15 protein-coding genes are annotated in these 18,237 nt (G+C 65.8%); 5 read left to right on the forward strand and 10 right to left on the reverse strand.

Features of this window, described 5'->3' with window-relative positions; all coding sequences use genetic code 11:
* Positions 1 to 54: 54 nt before the first annotated feature.
* The 6 genes from BUB53_RS17980 to rpiA all read right to left on the reverse strand — a co-directional run bounded on the left by BUB53_RS17980 (position 55) and on the right by rpiA (position 6,325).
* Positions 55 to 1,449 carry a Do family serine endopeptidase gene (locus BUB53_RS17980; RefSeq protein ID WP_084729313.1) on the reverse strand — a complete coding sequence of 465 codons (1,395 nt, stop codon included), beginning with the start codon at positions 1,447 to 1,449 and terminating at the stop codon, positions 55 to 57.
* Between the two features lie 223 nt (positions 1,450 to 1,672).
* Positions 1,673 to 1,870 (reverse strand): DUF2065 domain-containing protein, encoded by a 198-nt coding sequence (locus BUB53_RS17985; protein ID WP_084729303.1) that lies wholly within the window; start codon positions 1,868 to 1,870, stop codon positions 1,673 to 1,675.
* Positions 1,867 to 2,904, reverse strand: a complete 1,038-nt coding sequence (gene hflC / locus BUB53_RS17990) for a protease modulator HflC (RefSeq protein WP_073036697.1) — start codon at positions 2,902 to 2,904, stop codon at positions 1,867 to 1,869. Before hflC ends, BUB53_RS17985 begins: the two co-directional genes overlap by 4 nt.
* On the reverse strand, positions 2,904 to 4,067 hold the full coding sequence (hflK, locus tag BUB53_RS17995) for an FtsH protease activity modulator HflK (protein ID WP_073036699.1): 1,164 nt from the start codon (positions 4,065 to 4,067) through the stop codon (positions 2,904 to 2,906). Before hflK ends, hflC begins: the two co-directional genes overlap by 1 nt.
* An 81-nt stretch (positions 4,068 to 4,148) precedes the next feature.
* Positions 4,149 to 5,504, reverse strand: a complete 1,356-nt coding sequence (gor, locus tag BUB53_RS18000; protein WP_073036701.1) for a glutathione-disulfide reductase — start codon at positions 5,502 to 5,504, stop codon at positions 4,149 to 4,151.
* A gap of 32 nt (positions 5,505 to 5,536) precedes the next feature.
* Complete coding sequence (gene rpiA / locus BUB53_RS18005) at positions 5,537 to 6,325, reverse strand: ribose-5-phosphate isomerase RpiA (RefSeq protein ID WP_073036703.1); 789 nt, start codon at positions 6,323 to 6,325, stop codon at positions 5,537 to 5,539.
* Between the two features lie 135 nt (positions 6,326 to 6,460).
* On the opposite strand from rpiA, the gene BUB53_RS18010 reads away from it, so the two are divergent.
* The 3 genes from BUB53_RS18010 (at position 6,461) to BUB53_RS18020 (ending at position 9,705) form a co-directional block, all read left to right on the forward strand.
* A complete protein-coding gene (locus BUB53_RS18010; RefSeq protein ID WP_073036705.1) occupies positions 6,461 to 7,165 on the forward strand; it encodes a glutathione S-transferase family protein in 705 nt (234 codons plus the stop codon).
* 159 nt (positions 7,166 to 7,324) lie between these two features.
* Positions 7,325 to 8,698, forward strand: a complete 1,374-nt coding sequence (locus BUB53_RS18015) for an L-serine ammonia-lyase (protein ID WP_073036707.1) — start codon at positions 7,325 to 7,327, stop codon at positions 8,696 to 8,698.
* An 86-nt stretch (positions 8,699 to 8,784) separates the two neighbouring features.
* On the forward strand, positions 8,785 to 9,705 hold the full coding sequence (locus tag BUB53_RS18020; RefSeq protein ID WP_073036709.1) for a DMT family transporter: 921 nt from the start codon (positions 8,785 to 8,787) through the stop codon (positions 9,703 to 9,705).
* Positions 9,706 to 9,709: 4 nt separating this feature from the next.
* Here BUB53_RS18020 and BUB53_RS18025 read toward each other — a convergent pair whose 3' ends face one another.
* Positions 9,710 to 10,384 (reverse strand): thiamine diphosphokinase, encoded by a 675-nt coding sequence (locus BUB53_RS18025; protein ID WP_073036712.1) that lies wholly within the window; start codon positions 10,382 to 10,384, stop codon positions 9,710 to 9,712.
* Between the two features lie 148 nt (positions 10,385 to 10,532).
* On the opposite strand from BUB53_RS18025, the gene BUB53_RS18030 reads away from it, so the two are divergent.
* Positions 10,533 to 12,716 carry a hypothetical protein gene (locus BUB53_RS18030; RefSeq protein ID WP_073036714.1) on the forward strand — a complete coding sequence of 728 codons (2,184 nt, stop codon included), beginning with the start codon at positions 10,533 to 10,535 and terminating at the stop codon, positions 12,714 to 12,716.
* Between the two features lie 98 nt (positions 12,717 to 12,814).
* On the opposite strand, the gene BUB53_RS18035 is transcribed toward BUB53_RS18030, so the two are convergent.
* From BUB53_RS18035 to deoC, 3 genes are all read right to left on the reverse strand, one after another.
* Entirely contained in the window at positions 12,815 to 13,510 is a 696-nt protein-coding gene (locus BUB53_RS18035) for a sulfotransferase family protein (RefSeq protein WP_073036716.1), read from the reverse strand.
* Positions 13,511 to 13,716: 206 nt separating this feature from the next.
* Entirely contained in the window at positions 13,717 to 16,062 is a 2,346-nt protein-coding gene (locus BUB53_RS18040; protein ID WP_073036718.1) for an aldehyde dehydrogenase family protein, read from the reverse strand.
* 51 nt (positions 16,063 to 16,113) lie between these two features.
* Entirely contained in the window at positions 16,114 to 17,103 is a 990-nt protein-coding gene (gene deoC / locus BUB53_RS18045; RefSeq protein ID WP_073036720.1) for a deoxyribose-phosphate aldolase, read from the reverse strand.
* 156 nt (positions 17,104 to 17,259) lie between these two features.
* Here deoC and BUB53_RS18050 point away from each other — a divergent pair, with 156 nt between their 5' ends.
* Complete coding sequence (locus BUB53_RS18050; protein ID WP_084729317.1) at positions 17,260 to 18,237, forward strand: metal ABC transporter solute-binding protein, Zn/Mn family; 978 nt, start codon at positions 17,260 to 17,262, stop codon at positions 18,235 to 18,237.

An 18,237-nucleotide genomic window follows, 5' to 3' on the forward strand; every position in this document is an offset into this window, starting at 1 on the left:
ATGAAAAAAAGGGCGCCCCGGAAGGCGCCCTTTCTGTTTCAGTCTCCGGGAAACTTATTCCTCGCTGTCGACGGGCAGGGCCACGAAGCGGGGTTCCCCGGCGCGGCGGACCAAGAGCAGGATCGAGGTGCGCCCGGCCTCGCGCGAGTCGGCGATGCGGTCTTCGAGATCGGTGATCGAGGTGACCTTTTGCTGGCCGGCCTCGGTGATCAGGTCGCCCGCGCGGACGCCTTTTTCGAACGCGTCCGAGAGATTGTCGACATCGGTGACCACCAGCCCGGTGGCGTCGTCATCCAGCTCGAGCTGGCCGCGCAGCTCGTCGTCGAGCGGGCTGAGGGTGAGGCCCAGCATTTCGGTGCTGGGAGGCTCGTCGGCCTCGCCGCCGGGCTGTGCGACGGGCACCGCGCCTTCGGCGACTTCGCGGCGGCCGAGGGTGACCTTGAGGTTCTGGGTCTTGCCCTGGCGGAAGACCATGACGCGCACGGTTTTGCCGACCTCGGTATTGCCCACCTGGCGCACGAGGCTGCGGGTGTCTTCGACCGCCTTGCCGTCGAACGACAGGATCACGTCGCCGGCTTTCATTCCGGCCTCGGCGGCGGGGCCTTCGGGCACGTCGGTGATCAGGGCGCCGCGCACCTCGTCCAGTTCCATGGCTTCGGCCACGTCATCGGTCACGTCCTGGATGCGCACGCCCAGCCAGCCGCGGCGGGTTTCGCCGTATTGCTTGAGCTGGTCGACCACGCGGGTGACCACGTTCGAGGCCATCGAGAAGCCGATGCCGATGGAGCCGCCATTGGGCGACAGGATTGCGGTGTTCACGCCGATCACCTGAGCGTCCATGTTGAACAGCGGGCCGCCCGAGTTGCCGCGGTTGATGGCGGCGTCGGTCTGGATGTAATCGTCATAGGTGCCCGACAGCGCGCGGTTGCGGGCCGATACGATCCCGGCGGAGACCGAGAAGCCCTGGCCGAGCGGGTTGCCCATGGCCACCACCCAGTCGCCCACGCGGGCGGTGTCGCTGTCGCCGAAGCTGACGAAGGGCAGCGCGGTGTCGGTTTTCACCTTGAGCAGGGCGATGTCGGTCTTGGGGTCTGTGCCGATCACCTCGGCGGGCAGTTCCTTGCCCGAGAAGAATTCGACGATGATCTCGTCGGCGGATTCGATGACGTGGTTGTTGGTGACCACGAACCCGTCTTCGGAAATCACGAAGCCCGAGCCGAGTGCCGATGTGCGGCGGGGGCGGTCGCCCGGACCGCTGCGGTCACGGAATTCGCGGAAGAAATCCTCGAACGGGGAGCCTTCGGGTACGATGGGCGAGGGGCCGGTGCCCTGCGCGATCACCGTGGAGGTGGTGATGTTGACGACCGCCGCGCTGACCTTGTCGGCCAGATCGGCAAAACTGTCGGGGCGGGCCTGTGCGCTGAGGGCCTGCGCAATGACCAGGGCCATGGTCAGCGCGGTCAGCCACAGCGCGCGCAGCGTTCCCTGGCCGGAATGTGGAACGGAAACGGATTGGGCTGTCACGGTAATCTCTCCTTGCCTTTGTCCGGATGGGCACCGGGGCCGGGCCGGTGCGCGTTCTCGGGTCTGTTACCTATTTAGGCAACGTTGGGGTGAACGCAAAGAACACAACATCCTGTCACGCCCATGTGAAGACCAAGTGAAACGGAAATCAAGCGCCAAGCTGTTTCGCGGCCCAGACCATGACGAGCCCCACCGCCAGCGAGGCCAGCCCCAGGAGCCGCCGCTGATCCGGCGGCAGTTGCGCCAGCGCGGCCAGTATCTGCTCCAAAAGAGAAGGGGCCAGCGCATAGACCAGCCCCTCCACGATCAGCACCAGCCCGAGGGCCAGAAGCAGTGTTTCGATCAATTGGTCGCCCCTGTGTCGTCGTCGCTCCGGGCGTCTTCCTCTTCCTCTTCCAGCCGCTGGCGTTCGGATTCGGGCAGGTCGGGCGAGATTTCCATATCGGGGGCCATTTCGCGCAGGCGGTCGATGTCGATATCGTCGATCGCGACTTCGCGCAGACCGCCGGCGCGCACCGAGCGGAACAGTTCGGACAGGAACTCGCTGTCGGGCGAGAACACGAGCGTCGAATTTTCCCCCCGCAACGAGCGTTCCAGTGCCGACAGCGACCGGTAGAAGGCGAAGAATTCGGGGTTGTTCCCGAAGGCTTCGGCATAGATCCGGTTGCGTTCGGCGTCGGCCTCGCCTCGGGTGATCTCGGCCTCGCGCTCGGCCTTGGAGACGGTTTCGACCACGGTCCGGTCGGCGGCGGCGCGCACGCGTTGCGCGGCCTCGTTACCGCGGGCGATTTCGTCGGCGGCCTCGCGTTCGCGTTCGGCGCGCATCCGGGCGAAGGTGGCGTCGAGGTTCTGCTGGGGCAGGTTGGTCTGCTTCAGCCGCACGTCGACGATTTCCAGCCCCAGGCTTTCGGCGCTGGCGCGGGCCTGTGCGCGGATGCGGCGGGCCAGTTCGCCCCGCTGCGGCGACAGGATCGTGTCGGAGGTCACCTGATCGGCACCCAGAACCTCACGGATCTGGGCGTTCAGGATCGACGACAGGCGATCCTCGGCGGCGCGGATACCACCGACGCCCACGGCCTGACGGAACTGCACCACGTCCGAGATGCGGTACCGCGCGAAGGCGTCCACCACGAGGCGGCGGTCGTCCGAGGGCGTGACCTCGATCGTGTCGGTGTCGAAGGACAGGATACGGTCGTCATAGGTCACGACCTCCTGGATGATCGGGATCTTGAAGCCAAGGCCCGGTTCCTCGACCACCTGACGGATCTGGCCGAATTGCAGGACAAGCGCCTTTTCGCGCTCGTCCACGATGAAGATCGAGGAAAGAACGCCGATGACGGCGACCACCGCGACCGGCAGGAGAAGTGCGGATTTACGCATCAGTTCGAGCCCCCGTTGCTGGTGTTGGAGGACGCACCGCCGCTGCGGCGCAGTTCATTGAGGGGCAGGTAGGGCACGACGCCCTGACCGCCCTGTGCGGCACCGCTGCTTTCGTCGATCAGAACCTTGTCGAGCTGGCCAAGCGTGCGTTCGATGGTTTCCAGGTACAGACGTCGCTGCGTGACCTCGGGGGCGCGGTTGAATTCCTGCGCCACCGCGATAAAGCGGCTGGCCTCACCGATGGCCTGATTGACCACGCGGGCGCGATAGCCTTCCGAGGCTTCGACCACCTGCGCGGCTTCACCGCGGGCTTCGGCGAGAACGCGGTTGGCATAGGCATCGGCCTGACGTTGCAGGCGGTCGCGCTCCTGTTCGGCGGCCTGCACCTCGCGGAAGGCGTCGATCACCTCGCGCGGGGGGTCGGCGGTATCGAGGTTCACCCGCACGATGTTGATGCCGCTTTCATAGTCGTCCAGCGTGGCCTGGATGTTTTCGCGGGCAGTATCGGCGATGATGCCACGATCACGGTTCAGGATCGGCGCGAGATTGGTGGCGGCGATGATTTCGCGCATGACCGATTCGGACACGGCGCGCACCGTCAGCTGCGGATCGCGGATGTTGAACAGCAGTTTGGACGGATCGTTGATGTTCCACACCACCTGAAAGTCGATATCGACGATATTGGCGTCGGTGGTCAGCATCAGGCCGTCACCGCCACGGCTGACGCCGATATCCTCGGTACGTTCCGAGGTGACGTTGATCACGTCGTAGGTGATGAACGGCCAGGGCGCGAAGTTCAGGCCCGGAGTGCCGGTCGAGGAATATTCGCCAAGGAACAGTTCAACCGACTGTTCTTCGGGTTTGACGGTATAGAAGCTGGCCGCAGCCCACAGGACAAGGGCGATCACGATACCCAGCAGGATGCTGCCGCGCCCGAAAGCCGGGCCGCCGCCACCGCCGCCGGGGCCGCCATCGCCGCCGCCTCGACCGCCCATGAGCACGCGCAGCTGATCCTGCCCCTTGCGCATGAGCTCGTCGATTTCGGGGATCTGCGGCCCGCCGTCGGGGGGGCGTCGTCCGCCCCGGTTGCCGCCGCGGTTGTCATCCCCGCCGCCGCCTGAATTTCCGCCGCCGCCCCACGGGCCGCCAGACTGTCCAGCCATGAATATTGTTCCCTCTACCTACCGTTGGCCCCGCGCAGTTCGCGGGACGTTGTTTCTAAACTGTGCAACATGTGCGAAAAATCAAGCGCTGCGCGTCGGTTCGCGCATGGTCACCAATTCCTCGGACATCGTGGGATGGACCGCCACGGTGCGGTCGAAATCCTCTTTCGTGGCGCCCATTTTCACCGCGATCCCGGCCAGCTGGATCATCTCGCCCGCGCCGGGCGCGACGATATGACAGCCCAGCACCTTGCGGGTTTCCTTGCTGACGATCAGCTTCATCAGCACCCGGTCGGCCCGGCCCGCGAAGGATTGCTGCATCGGCTTGAAGGACGTGGCGTAGATGTCCACCGGCTCCTGATCGCGGGCCTCTTCCTCGGACAGGCCGATGGTGCCGAATTCGGGCTGCGTGAAGATCGCGGTGGGGATCAGCGCGTGATCGACGGGCGTGGGATTGCCGTTGAACACCGTATCGACAAAGGCCATGCCTTCGCGGATCGCCACCGGCGTCAGGTTGACCCGGTCGGTCACGTCGCCGATGGCATAGATCGACGGCACGCTGGTCTGGCTGTAATCGTCCACCACGATTTCGCCGTTGCGGCCCAGTTCGACACCGGCCTCTTCCAGGCCCAGACCGGCGGTGTTGGGGGTGCGCCCGGTGGCGAACATCACCTGATCGAACATGCGTTCATCGCCATTGGTGGCCTTGACCCGGAAGCCGCCGTCGCGTTTTTCCATCTCGACGATATTGCAGCCGAGGTGCAGATCGACGCCGTTCTGCATCATCTCGTCGGCGATCAGGCCGCGCGCCTCTTCGTCGAAACCGCGCAGGATTTGCGCGCCGCGGTAATATTGCGTCACCTGCACGCCCAGACCGTTCAGGATGCAGGCGAATTCGCTGGCGATATAGCCGCCGCCGATGATCAGGATCGAACGGGGCAGGTCTTCGAGGTGGAAAATCTCGTTGCTGGTCAGGGCCTCTTCGGCCCCCGGAAGATCGGGTTTGACCGGCCAGCCGCCGGTGGCGACAAGGATATGCTTGGCGGTGAAATGCTCGCCGGTGGACAGCGCGACGGTATGCGCATCGGCCACGGTGGCGCGGGTGTCGTAGGTTTGCACCCCGGCATTGCCGAGGATGTTGCGATAGACGCCTTCCAGCCGGTCCAGTTCGGCGTGCAGCTTGCCCCGGAACGTCGGCCAGTCGAAGCCGCCGGCATGCACCGTCCAGCCATAGGCCTGCGCGTCTTCCATATGGCCGGGATATTCGCTGGCGAATACCATCAGTTTCTTGGGCACGCATCCGCGCTGCACGCAGGTGCCGCCGTACCGGTCTTCTTCGGCCAGGGCCACCCTGGCCCCGCCCTGCGCCGCGACGCGCGCCGCGCGCACCCCGCCCGAGCCGCCGCCGATGACGAAAAGATCATAATCGAAGGTCATGTCTGCCCCTTTGCCTGCGTATTCTGCGATGCTCAGTCTTGCAGATCGGTGAACAGGTTGTCGGATTCAAGGAAATCCAGCCGGTCCTCTTCCACCGTGCCCTCGTTGATGTCGCGGGTTTCGACGCGCCCGTCGCCATAGCCGAGGATCACCACGTCGCAGATGTCGATGAACAGCCCGTTTTCCACCACGCCCGGCATCTGGTTCAGCACCATCGCCAGCTGGTTGGCCTTGCCGATGCGGCCAAGGTGAAGATCGAGGATATAGTTCCCCTCGTCGGTCACGAAGGGCCGCTCGCCGTTCATCCGCAGCGAGGCGTCGCGGCCCAGAACGTCCATCGAGATCAGCATTTCCTCGATCAGCGATTTGGTGGTCTGCCAGCCGAACGGGATCACCTCGACGGGCAGGGGAAAGGCGCCGAGGGTTTCGACCTCCTTGCCGATATCGGCGATCACGATCATCTGGTCGCTGGCGGTGGCGACGATCTTTTCCTGCAACAGCGCACCGCCGCCGCCCTTGATCAGGTTCAGGTTGGCGTCGAACTCGTCGGCGCCGTCGATGGTCAGGTCCAGCCAGCGGGCCTCGTCGAGGCTGATCACGTCGATCCCGACCTCGCGCGCCAGGTCCGCGGTGCGGGTCGAGGTGGGCACGCCCTTGATGTTCAGCCCCTGATCGCGGACCAGTTCGCCAAGGCAGCGCACCATCCACGCGGCGGTCGAGCCGGTCCCGAGACCGACGCGCATGCCGTCCTCGACATAGTCCACAGACCGCTTGGCGGCGACGAATTTGGCTTTGTCGATGGGCGACAATTCTCCGGACATGGCAGCGACTCCCCGAATGTTTCGGCCCCGGTTATAGGCAAGTTGCCCGCCGGGTGCGAGAGGCAAAGGGCATCGCGGGGGCGCATGTGTCGTTTTCAGGCTGGCACGCGGTGTGTCACCGGATAGGCTGCGGTCATGGATACGCCTTATCGCCTGCATTACGCGCCCGACAACGCCTCGCTGATCGTCCGCCTCGCGCTGGAGGAACTGGGGCAGCCTTACGCGACCGTTCTGGTCAACCGCGCCACCCGCGAACAGGACAGCGCCGCCTATCGCGTGCTCAATCCCGCCGGGCTGATCCCGGTTCTGGAAACCCCCGATGGCGCGGTGTTCGAGACCGGGGCGATCCTGTTGTGGCTGGCCGACCGGCACGGCGCGCTGGCCCCCGCACCGGGCGATCCGGCGCGTGGCGACATGCTGAAATGGCTGTTTTTCGTCTCGAACACACTGCATCCGGCATTGCGGATCAGTTTCTATCCCGATCGCTATATCGGCTCTGACGCGGCGGCGCAGGCGCGGCTGCGGGCCCATATGCAGGGCGAGATCGCGCGCCATCTGGACACGCTGGAAAGTGCCGCGGGCGATCTGCCCGCGCTGTTCGACGGGGCCGCGCCGACGGTGATCGGTCTCTATCTCGGGCCGGTTCTGCGCTGGCTGGCGCTCTATCCCGAGGCCGAGACCGGCTGGTTCGACCTGAACCGCTGGCCGCGCCTGCATGCGCTGACCGCCGCGCTGGAAACCCGCGCCAGCACCGCCGCCGCGATCGCCGCCGAGGGGCTGGGGCCTGCGCCCTTCACCGCGCCGCAGCCGCCCGATCCGCCCGAAGGCAGCGCCACCTGACGCCATGACCGTTGAATCGGCGGCCCATAGCCCCGACATTGACTCTATTGGCGCAGATTTGGACGAGTCGGTCGCTTTTGCGCGGGGAAATCCCGGATCGCGCAGGCATACAGGCAAAAGGCCCGCGTGCCGTGCAGGCCAGGCAACAGGAAGGATCGCATGTTTCTGTCCGTCTTCGAAATGTTCAAGGTCGGGATCGGCCCGTCCTCGTCTCATACGATGGGGCCGATGGTGGCCGCCGCGCAGTTTCTGGACAAGATGCGCGCCGCGCCGTTCGAACCGCATGGCGTGCGCGGATCGCTGCACGGATCGCTGGCCTTTACCGGCGTGGGCCATGCCACCGACCGGGCGACGATCCTCGGGCTGGCCGGGTTCAAACCCGACGATTACGACCACGACAAGGCCGAGGAAACGCTGGACCAGATCCGCGAAACCCATACCGTGCGCCCGCCGGGCCTGCCCGAACTGCGCTTTCATCCGAAAGAAGACCTGCTGTTCGATTTCGGCCCCAACCTGCCGGGCCACGCCAACGGCATGATCCTGATGGCCACCGACGCGCAGGGCGACGTGATCTTGCAGGAGACCTATTATTCCATCGGCGGCGGCTTCGTGATGACCGAGGCGGAACTGGCGCAGGGCCGCAACACCGACGAGGGCGATCCGGTGCCCTATCCGTTCAAATCGGCGGCCGAAATGCTGGAAATGGCCGAAACCAGCGGCAAGTCCATCGCGCAGATGAAGAAAGCCAACGAGATTTCACGCGGCGGGCCGGAAAACCTGCGCTCGGGCGTGGCGCGGATCTGGCAGGTGATGGACGACTGCATCGAGCGCGGCATGCACACCGACGGGGAACTGCCCGGCGGGCTGATGGTGCGCCGCCGCGCCAAGGGCATCCGCGATGCCCTGCTGGAAGAGCGCGGGACCAACCTTCAGGCGCCGCACAAGATCAATGACTGGATCAGTCTCTATGCCATGGCGGTGAACGAGGAAAACGCCGCTGGCGGGCAGGTGGTGACCGCCCCCACCAACGGCGCGGCGGGCGTGGTTCCGGCGGTGATCAAATACTGGCTCGAACATGTTCCGGGGGCGTCCGAAGCGAAGATCGAGGATTTCCTGCTGACGGCCTCGGCCATTGGCGGCCTGGTGAAATACAACGCCTCGATTTCCGGGGCCGAAGCGGGCTGTCAGGCCGAGGTGGGCAGCGCCTCGGCGATGGGGGCTGCCGGGCTGGCCGCCGTTCTGGGCGGCACGCCCGCGCAGATCGAGAACGCCGCCGAAATCGCGCTCGAGCATCACCTCGGCATGACCTGCGATCCGGTCAAGGGGCTGGTGCAGGTGCCCTGCATCGAACGCAACGGGCTGGGCGCGATCAAGGCCGTATCGGCGGCCTCGCTGGCGCTGCGCGGCGACGGCACCCACCTTGTCCCGCTGGATGCCTGCATCGAAACCATGCGCCAGACGGGCGAGGACATGAGCGAGAAATACAAGGAAACCTCGCTGGGCGGTCTGGCGGTGAACGTGCCCAACTGCTGAGGGGCGCATGCGCGTGTCGCATTCAGGCTGGACGCAGGGGGCGGGATGCCCCTAAGGCTGGGGGGTCATCAACGCCGGAGCCCTCCATGAGCCAATCGAACGACCGTGTCCTTGCGGGCATTCTTTGCATGATCGCCTTTTCGGCCATTGCGCCGGTCATGGACGCCTTTGCCAAGGCGACGCCCGATTACATCCCGGTCATGGAAATCCTGGCCTTCCGGTTCGGGCTTCAGGGGCTGTTCCTGTTGCCGCTGGCGCTGGGTCTGGGCATGGCGCACCGGCCCGGCTGGCGCGAATGCGGTCTGCACCTGGCGCGTGCGGCGCTGATCGTGGTGGCGACGGGGCTGTTTTTCACCGCGATCCGCTACATGCCCATCGCCAATGCCATCGCCATCTTTTTCGTCGAGCCCTTCATCCTGACCCTGCTGGGCGGGTTCCTGTTGGGCGAAGAGGTGGGCTGGCGGCGGATCGTGGCCTGCATGGTGGGGTTTGGCGGGGCCGTTCTGGTGATCCAGCCCAGTTTTCAGGATCTGGGGCCGGTGGCCCTGTTCCCGCTGGGCACGGCGCTGTGTTTCGCACTCTATATGGTGATGACCCGCAAGATGGCGCGCGTCACGCATCCGATCACCTTGCAGGGGTACACGGCGCTGGCCGCCATGGCGATCATCGCGCCGCTTCTGCTGCTGTTCGACGGCACCGGCAATGCGCTGCTCGATCCGGCGATGCCGCATGGCTTTGCCGTCTGGACGCTGCTGGCGGTTGGCGTGATTTCCACCGTGTCGCACCTGTTCATCAGCTTTGCCGTGCGGCTGGCCCCGGCGGCCACCGTCGCGCCGCTGCAATATCTGGAGATCGTGGCGGCCACCGCCGTGGGGTATTGGGCCTTTGGCGATTTCCCCAACGCCCTGACATGGGTGGGGATCGCGATCATCGTCGGCTCGGGGCTCTATGTGTTCGCGCGTGAACGCCTGCAAAGCATCCGCCGCCGCCCCCTGCCGCCGGTTTAGCCGGTCATGCGCCGGGCCAGCCCGCCCGCGCCGCCAGCAACGCCGCCGCCGCAACTTCGAGCGCGGCTTCCGGCAGGATCACCAGCATCTTGGGCGCGGTCATCGACAGGCTGACCGGCCCGGTGACGTGGTTCGAGGTGCCCACGCGCCCGTCGGGCGCGAAGTTCAGCCCGGAAATCGGGTATTTCAGCCCGTCCGACAGCCCCTCGACCGCGCCCATCGGAAACAGCGACATCTCGCAGCCTTCGGGCAGGTCCAGCCGCAGCTCGGGCGGGGCGAGAAACACCAGCTCTTCGCGGCCCAGCAGGATGCAGCGCCGGTGCGGGTGGCGCACCAGCGAATTGTAGGCGGCCAGCTGGTGATCCAGCCGCGCGCCGGAAAACCCGATGCCGATCACCAGCGGCGCGGCGATGTTGCGCAGGCACTTGTCGAAATCGGTGCTGTCCTGTTCGGGAATGGGGTGCAGGCTGTCTTCCGGCAACTGCCCGCGCGCCCAGTCGCTGAGCGAATCGAAATCGCCGATCACGGCCTGGGGAATCAGGTCATTAACCAGGGCGGCGTCCGCTCCGCCGTCGGCAGCCACCACATTCGGGGCCAAAGCGCGGGCGCGATTCAGGGTCTGAGTGGTGATTTCTGCCCCGCCAATCAGGGTAATGGGCTCATTTTCGTGAACAATCATCTGACAACCCCGCGATTATCCCCTATTTTCGAAACAGACCACATTCTCACCATGAAATGATACGGTAAAGTTCCTAGAATCGGGCCGCTTTCGACGTGTCGCCGAGGGTAAACACGACTGTCGCAGGCAAAGTAAAGCGAGCATTATTATGGTAAACGCAAGTAAAATTCTTACAGTTTCCTATGGCACCTTCTCGTGCACGCTCGAAGGGTTTGACGATTCCTTCGAAACGATGAAGGCGATTGCCGAGTATTTTCGCGATCTTGCCGCCGATGACCGGTATTTCGGGGCCGAACCCCCGACGCCGGATGCCGAGATGCTGGCCCGGATCGCCGAACGCGAGATCGCGCGCCGTGTCGAGGCCCACGAGGCCGAGGGCAATATCGTGCTGCGCGCCGGGGATGCCGCCGCGCTGACCGGGGCCGACGCCCCCGCACCGCAGCCTGCCGAAACACCGCAAGCCGAGGCGCAGACGCCCGAGCCCGAGGCCCCCGAACCCAAGGCAGAAGAACCGGCGGAAGAGCCTGCCGCCGAGGCCGGGGAACCGGCTGAACCGGTGCAGGAGCCTGTGGCCGAGGTCGAAGAGACGGCCGAGGCCATGGAAGAGCCCGTTGCCGAGGTCGAGGAAGAGGGCCCGGCGGAAACCGCCGAGGCGCCCATCGCAGCGGTCGAGACTCCCGCCGCCGAGGCTGAAGAGCCCGTTGACACGGTTGAAGACCTGGCCGAAGCCGCCGAAGAGCCCGCCGAAGCCGTGGAAGTCGCCCCTGCCGAAGCCGACGACGAAACCGACAGCGTCGCCGCCAAGCTGCGCCGTATCCGTTCGGTCGTGGCGCATGCCGATCAGGGCTATACCGCCGCGGACTATACCGAAGACGAACACGCGCAGGATTTCGTCGATACCACCGCCGCCGAAATGGAAATGGCGCTGGAGCAGGACGATATCGCGCAGGAACAGGCCCTGTCCGAAGACCCGGACGAGGACGAACTGGAGGCGCTGCTGTCGCGTTTCGACAGCGAAGACAATACCGACGACGAAGCGCCCGTCGCCGCGGTCCCCGCGCCGCAGGCGGATGAGGCGGACACCGAAACGGCGGACGGCTCCGATCTGTTCGAGGATACGCTGGCGCAACTTCTGGCCGATTCCATGCCTGAAACGGCCGATGCGCCCGAGGACATCGCCGAAGAGTCCGAGCCCGAAGAGCCCGAGGCCACGGCCACGCCGCTGCGCCTTGCGCCCGAAGACGCCGTCGAAGACCGGGACGAAGCCGCCGAGGACGCCGCAGGGGAGGAGGCCGGACAACCGCTCCTGCGCGCCCGCGTCGTCAAGATGAAGCGCACCGAATTCGAGGCCGCGATCGCCGGGGGCTATATCGAAGAAGAGGAAGACGACGAGGCTGACGACAGCCTGAACGTCTTTGACGATGCCTCCTATGACGATAGCGGCGATATGGGCCTCTCGCCCGAGGACGAGGCCGAGCTGCAACGCGAACTGGCCGAGGTCGAGGCCGAGATGGGCTTCGAGGACGACGAAGATTACGACGATCTGGACGAGGATTTCAGCGCCGAAGCCGAAACCGAAGAGGCCGCGACCGCCGAACAGCCCGAGCCCGAAGCCGAGGAAGACCCCGCCCCGCGCGGCCTGCGCAAGCTGCAACGCGCCGAACGCGAAGGCGGCGACGTCAACCGCATGTTCGACAAGACCGATACGCATCTTGAAGAACCCGAATCGAACCGTCGCCGCAGCGTGATCCAGCACCTGCGCGCCGCCGTCGCCGCCACCCGCGCCGAGAAAAAGGCCGGTGCCGAGATGGACCGCGACGTGGACGACACGCCCTATCGCTCGGACCTCGCCGAAGTGGTCCGCCCGCGCCGTCCGCGCACCTCGGGCGCCAGCCGTTCGGCACGCCCGACCGAATTGCGCCCCGCGCCGCTCAAACTGGTGGCCGAACAGCGCGTCGATGATCTGGCCCCGCGCGAAGCGGTCCGCCCGCGCCGCGTTTCGACGACCGATCTGGTGGCTGACGAAACCCCGGATGACTCGCTGGATGGCGGTTTTGCCGAATTCGCCGATCAGATGGGCGCCAGCGGCCTGCCTGAACTGCTGGAAGCCGCAGCCGCCTACCTGTCGGATGTCGAAGGTCGCCCGCAGTTTTCGCGCCCGATGCTGATGGGCAAGCTGAAAGAGGTCAAACAGGACACGTTCTCGCGCGAGGACGGCCTGCGCAGCTTCGGCCAGCTTCTGCGCGACGGCAAACTGCAAAAGCTCAAGGGCGGGCGGTTTACCATCACCGACGAAACCGATTACCGCGGCGAGGCCCGCAACGTCGGTTAAACCCTGAAATCATTCAGAAAAACGCCCGGTCGGCCCAATACCGCACCGGGCGTTTTCACGATTCGCCGACGGATGCTCGCGCCCTGATTCCGGGGCGGTCAAAGCCACTCCGGCTGCCACCACAAATACTCGCGCAGCCCTGCATTTCGCGACGCGTACCATTTGCGAATGCGCGCGGCGTCTTTTTCGGGTGGCTGCGCCCCTTGTGTGTAGGATGCAAACCGCTGCGCCATCAACGCATCGTCAGCGGCCCCCTCGACCCCCAGAAACGCGTTCAGCCTGTCCATCAACGCCAGGGGGTTCTCTCCGATCCATTCGAACGGCAACGGCAGTATGTTGCGCCGGTCGAACCCGGCATCGTCGAATCTCCGGAGCACATCCAGATAACAGCCCCGTTGTTGCATGAATTGCATGTTCTTGCGAAACGCCCGCCAAAGTGTCGTTTCGGGCGGAATGCGTTCCGCCTTGGTGGCCATGCGATATTGCGAAAACGCCCGCGCCACCGGATCGCGCAACACGATGATCACCTTGCAATCCGGGTTCATCTCCCTGATGCGCTGCGCAATGACCGGCTGTGTCGCATAAAAGGGCGACACGTCGCCAAGCAGCCTTCCCTCATGCGTGCCGGCGTAAAAATCAGTGTATCGCTGAAGATGGCCCCTCGGCTCTGTCAGGATGTTGCACTCTTTCTCGGGGATGCTGATCAGGGGATTCGCGACAAGCTGATTGTAAAGCCATGTTGTCCCGGCTTTTTGTACGCCGATACAAATAAAGTCGGGGACCAACAGTTGCATAAGGACAGTCACCTCGGGTTTTGGAATTCGTCTTTGGTCTGCGGATTGATACGACTGTAATGGACTTGCCCTGAATGGTCAGTCCCCTATCGGTCCGGTCTTGGTGATTAATGTCGGGCGTTGGGCAATCGGGGGTGCAAACCCGGCCCCGATGTTCCGTCATGCGTCACGCCGCGCCGGGTGTTTTCATGTTGGCCGACGGCTCGTCACAACGCGGCGGGCAGCCAGAGTGTCTTGATTTCGGTCGCGGCGTCCAGAAATGCGCGGCCTTCGCCCTGCGGCCCCGGCCAGTCGCGCGTCGTGCCGTGGTTGACCCATGTGCGTTTCAGGCTGGCGGCGCTGTCGCGTTCGATCGCCCCGGACAGGTCGGACGAGGAAAAGCTCCAGACCGCGTCGATATCCATATGTCCGGCCAGCGTGGGGGCCAGATCCTCGTGGCATCCGCTCAGCAGGTTCGCCACCCCCGCAGGCACGTCCGAGGTTTCCAGCACCTGCACGAACTCCAGCGCCGCCAGCGGGAAGGGCTCGGAGGCGACCAGGACCGCCCGGTTGCCCATCGCCATGATCGGCCCCAACACCGAGACCAGCCCCAGCAACGGCGCCTCGTCCGGGCACAGCGCGCCGATCACGCCCACCGGCTGGCGCAGGGTCAGCGTCAGGCCCGGTACGGGGGTGTCCACGCTGCGCCCGTCCATCTTGTCGGCCCAGGCGGCGCAGGTGAACAGCCGGTCAATTGCCGCCTCCACCTCTTTCGCGCCGCCGCGCGTGCCGGTCATGTGATTGACAAGGCGTGTAAAATCATCCGCTCGCGCCGACAGGTTCTCGGCCATGTAATACAGGATCTGCGCCCTCTGGTGGCCAGTGCTGCGGCCCCATGCACTGGCCCCGCGCGCGGCCTCCACCGCGTTGCGGATATCCTTGCGCGCGGCCATCGGGGCCTGCCCCAGAAGTTTGCCAGCCTTGCCGTATACATTGCGGCTGTATCCGCCATCGGGCCGCACCTGTTTGCCCCCGATATAGAGTTTCGCCGTCCGGTCGATATCACCCGCCGCCGGATCGCCGTTGCCTGCAAAGGGCGCGATCCGCGCCAGCGGTCTGGATTTGCCCGCAGGCCGGGTATAGGCCGCCAGCCCCTCCCACCCGCCTTCGCGGCCAAAGCCGCTTTCGCGCAGCCCGCCAAAGGGGGCCGCCGCGTCCAGCATGTTCGTCCCGTTGACCCAGACGACCCCCGCCGCCAGTTGCGGCGCGACCACCAGCGCGCGGCTGATATCCTCGCTCCAGACCGAGGCCGCCAGCCCATAGCGCGTGTCATTGGCCAGCGCGACCGCCTCGGCAGGCGTGCGGAAGGTGGTGGACACCAGAACCGGGCCGAAAATCTCGTCCTGCATCAGCGGATCGGCAGGGGACAGCCCGGCGATCAGGGTCGGTGGACAAAATGCGCCAGTTTCGGGCAGGGGCGTGTCGGGGGTGAAACGCGCACCACCCGCCCCCTCGACCAGCGCCGCCACCCGGTCGCGCGCCGTCATGTCGATCATCGCGCCGATATCGGTATTCTTGTCCAGCGGATCGCCCACCCGCAGCCGCGCCATCCGTGCGCGCAGCTTGTCGAGGAACGCCTCGGCGATGCTTTCCTGAAGCAACAGGCGCGACCCGGCGCAACAGACCTGCCCCTGATTGAGCCAGATCGCATCGACCACGCCCTCGACCGCCGAGTCCGGATCGGCATCGTCGAACACGATGAACGGCGATTTGCCCCCCAGTTCCAGCGTCAGCGCCTTGCCGCTGCCCGCCGTCAGTTCGCGGATGCGCCGCCCGACGGCGGTGGAGCCGGTAAAGGCGATCTTGTCGATGCCCGCATGAGTCACGATCATCTCGCCCACCGTCCCGTCGCCGGTGACGATATTGACCACGCCCTTTGGCAATCCGGCCTGCCGACAGATATCGGCGAACAACAGCGCGGTCAGCGAGGTCTGCTCCGCCGGTTTCAGGATCACCGTATTGCCCGCCGCCAGCGCCGGGGCCAGTTTCCACGCCAGCATCAGCAGCGGGAAATTCCACGGGATGATCTGCCCGCACACGCCATGCGGCTCGGTGTCGGGGCATTCGCTGTCGATCAGCTGCGCCAGCCCCGCATGATGATAGAAATGCCGCTGCGCCAGCGGGATGTCGATATCGCGCGCCTCGCGGATCGGCTTGCCGTTGTCCAGCACCTCCAGCACGGCGAACAGGCGGGCATGTTTCTGGATCATCCGCGCCAGCGCATACAGGTGCCGCGCCCGCCCCTTGCCGCCCAGCCTGTGCCACTTGCCCTGCGCCTTGCGCGCGGCGTCCACGGCGGCGTCCACATCGCGCGCACCGGCCTGCGTCAGCGTGGCCAGAACCTCGCCCGTGGCGGGGTTGTGCGACATGAATCCGTTGCCCGGCGCGGTGAACGCACCGTCAATGAAATGCCCGAACCGGTCGCCCTGATCGACCAGCCAGGCCAGCGCCTCGGCGGCGCTTTCGCGGGCAGGGCCATAGCCCGTCATCTGATCGCTCTGCTGCTCGGTCATGTCGTCTTCCCGGTCCAAATACTCAAAATCCGCCGGCTCCGTCCGGGCGCGTCATCCCATGCCGTGGCGCCACGCGGCGGAATACCGGTCCGTGACGTGATGCTCCAGCTGCCGCTCGATATCGCCCAACAGCGAGGACGCCCCGAAGCGGAACAGATCGGGCGAGACCCACCGCGCGCCCAGTTCCTCCTGCACCATGATCAGCCATGTCAGGGCGTCCTTCGCGCGTGAAATCCCGCCTGCCGGTTTCATGCCCACGCGCAGGCCGGTGCGCGCGTGGTAGTCCCGGATCATCCGCAGCATCACCAGCCCCACAGGCAGCGTGGCGTTCACGGGTTCCTTGCCGGTCGAGGTCTTGATGAAATCCGCCCCCGCCATCATCGCCACCAGCGAGGCGCGCGCGACAGTGCGCAGATCGCCCAGTTCCCCGGTGGCCAGGATCGCCTTCATATGCGCCGGGCCACAAGCCGCGCGAAAGGCGCACAACTCGTCATGAAGCGCCTCCCATTTCCCTTCCAGCACATGCCGGCGCGAGATCACGATGTCGATCTCCTGCGCCCCGGCGGCAACGCTTTCCCCGATCTCGGCCAGCCGCAGCCGGAACGGCGACAACCCCGCCGGAAACCCGGTGGACACCGCCGCCACCGGAATCCCCGAGCCTTCGAGCGCCTCCAGCGCGGGCGCGATCATTTCGTGATAGACACAGACCGCCCCCACCCGCAGCCCCGGCTGGCCCAGTGCCTTCAGCAGATCGGCGCGCACCGGCTGGCGGGCTTTGGCGCATAGCCGCCGCACCCGCGCCGCCGTGTCGTCGCCCGACAGGGTGGTCAGGTCGATGCATTCCACCGCCTTGCACAGCCACGCCGCCTGTTGCGCGCCCTTCAGGCTGCGCCGGGCGGGCAAGGTGGCGGTGCGGCGCAGAACGGCAGCGGTGTTGACGCGCACCGCCCGCAGCCAGCCAAGGTCCAGCGGCAGCCCCTCGTTGCGCGGCTCCATCGCTTGCGGCAGGTGGCTGACGTGATCCTGTCCAAGAGTCTGCATCGGGCATGTCCGCACTGTGGGGTGAAAACCGGAAAATCAGAGTCGCACGCCGCCCGCGCCTTGGCAAGCGGGCGGTGCAACCTCACCTGCAATTGAGAATAGTTCTCATTTGCATTGACACCCGTTTCAAACTGCTCCATGGTGACCGCCATGATGATGACATCCGCCACACATATCTCCCGCCGCCGCCTTCTGGCTCTGACCGCCGGATCACTGTCCTTTACCGCGCTGCCCCTGCGGGCGCAGGGCGCGCGCCTCAACGTGGTCGCCACCACCGGCATGATCGCCGATGCCGCGCGGGTCATCGGCGGGGATCGCGTCACCGTGCAGGCCCTCATGGGCCCCGGCGTCGATCCGCATTCCTACCGCCAGACGCGCAGCGACATCGTGGCGCTGACCCGCGCCGATCTGGTCCTCTGGCATGGCCTCTATCTCGAGGCGCAGATGCAGGACCTCCTGCACAAGCTGGCCGAACGCGGCCCCGTCACCGCCGTGGGTGAATCCGTGCCGCGCGCCGATCTGATCGCGCATGAAGACTACGAGAACAAGTTCGACCCCCATGTGTGGATGGTGCCCGACCTGTGGGTGCATGTGCTGCACGCCGTGCGCGACGCGCTCACCGCCGCCGCGCCCGACGATGCCGTTCTGTTCGCCGCCAATGCCGAAACCTATCTGCACCGGATCGACCGCCTCGCCGAGTATGCGCGCGATGTTCTGGCCTCCGTCCCGCCCGCGTCGCGGGTGCTGCTGACGGCGCATGATGCGTTCAACTATTTCGGGCGGGCCTACGGGTTCGAGGTGGTCGGCATTCAGGGCATTTCCACCGAATCCGAGGCCGGGCTGAACCGTATCCGCACGCTGGTCGATATGCTGGTCACCCGCGATATCCGCGCTGTGTTCGTCGAAACCTCGGTCTCGGACCGCAACATGCGCGCCCTTGTCGAAGGGGCTGCCGCGCAGGGCCATGAGGTGGCTATCGGGGGCGAGCTGTTTTCCGACGCGATGGGCGAACCGGGCACCTACGAAGGCACCTATCCCGGCATGATCGACCATAACGTCACCACCATCGCCGCCGCCCTTGGCGGGCAGGTGCCCGCGCGCGGCATGGATGGCAGGCTGCGCACCGGGCTGTGA

The sequence above is a fragment of the Roseovarius pacificus genome (genome assembly GCF_900142665.1).
Classification (GTDB): Bacteria; Pseudomonadota; Alphaproteobacteria; order Rhodobacterales; family Rhodobacteraceae; genus Roseovarius; species Roseovarius pacificus.

Excerpts from the sequence above, each read along its gene's own strand:
- hflK (WP_073036699.1), bottom strand. The coding sequence starts at position 4,067 with ATGGCTGGACAGTCTGGCGGCCCGTGGGGCGGCGGCGGAAATTCAGGC.
- hflC (WP_073036697.1), bottom strand. The coding sequence starts at position 2,904 with ATGCGTAAATCCGCACTTCTCCTGCCGGTCGCGGTGGTCGCCGTCATC.
- BUB53_RS18020 (WP_073036709.1), top strand. The coding sequence starts at position 8,785 with ATGAGCCAATCGAACGACCGTGTCCTTGCGGGCATTCTTTGCATGATC.
- rpiA (WP_073036703.1), bottom strand. The coding sequence starts at position 6,325 with ATGTCCGGAGAATTGTCGCCCATCGACAAAGCCAAATTCGTCGCCGCC.
- deoC (WP_073036720.1), bottom strand. The coding sequence starts at position 17,103 with ATGCAGACTCTTGGACAGGATCACGTCAGCCACCTGCCGCAAGCGATG.
- BUB53_RS18015 (WP_073036707.1), top strand. The coding sequence starts at position 7,325 with ATGTTTCTGTCCGTCTTCGAAATGTTCAAGGTCGGGATCGGCCCGTCC.
- BUB53_RS18040 (WP_073036718.1), bottom strand. The coding sequence starts at position 16,062 with ATGACCGAGCAGCAGAGCGATCAGATGACGGGCTATGGCCCTGCCCGC.
- BUB53_RS18030 (WP_073036714.1), top strand. The coding sequence starts at position 10,533 with ATGGTAAACGCAAGTAAAATTCTTACAGTTTCCTATGGCACCTTCTCG.
- BUB53_RS18050 (WP_084729317.1), top strand. The coding sequence starts at position 17,260 with ATGACATCCGCCACACATATCTCCCGCCGCCGCCTTCTGGCTCTGACC.
- BUB53_RS18025 (WP_073036712.1), bottom strand. The coding sequence starts at position 10,384 with ATGATTGTTCACGAAAATGAGCCCATTACCCTGATTGGCGGGGCAGAA.
- gor (WP_073036701.1), bottom strand. The coding sequence starts at position 5,504 with ATGACCTTCGATTATGATCTTTTCGTCATCGGCGGCGGCTCGGGCGGG.
- BUB53_RS17980 (WP_084729313.1), bottom strand. The coding sequence starts at position 1,449 with ATGGCCCTGGTCATTGCGCAGGCCCTCAGCGCACAGGCCCGCCCCGAC.
- BUB53_RS18035 (WP_073036716.1), bottom strand. The coding sequence starts at position 13,510 with ATGCAACTGTTGGTCCCCGACTTTATTTGTATCGGCGTACAAAAAGCC.
- BUB53_RS18010 (WP_073036705.1), top strand. The coding sequence starts at position 6,461 with ATGGATACGCCTTATCGCCTGCATTACGCGCCCGACAACGCCTCGCTG.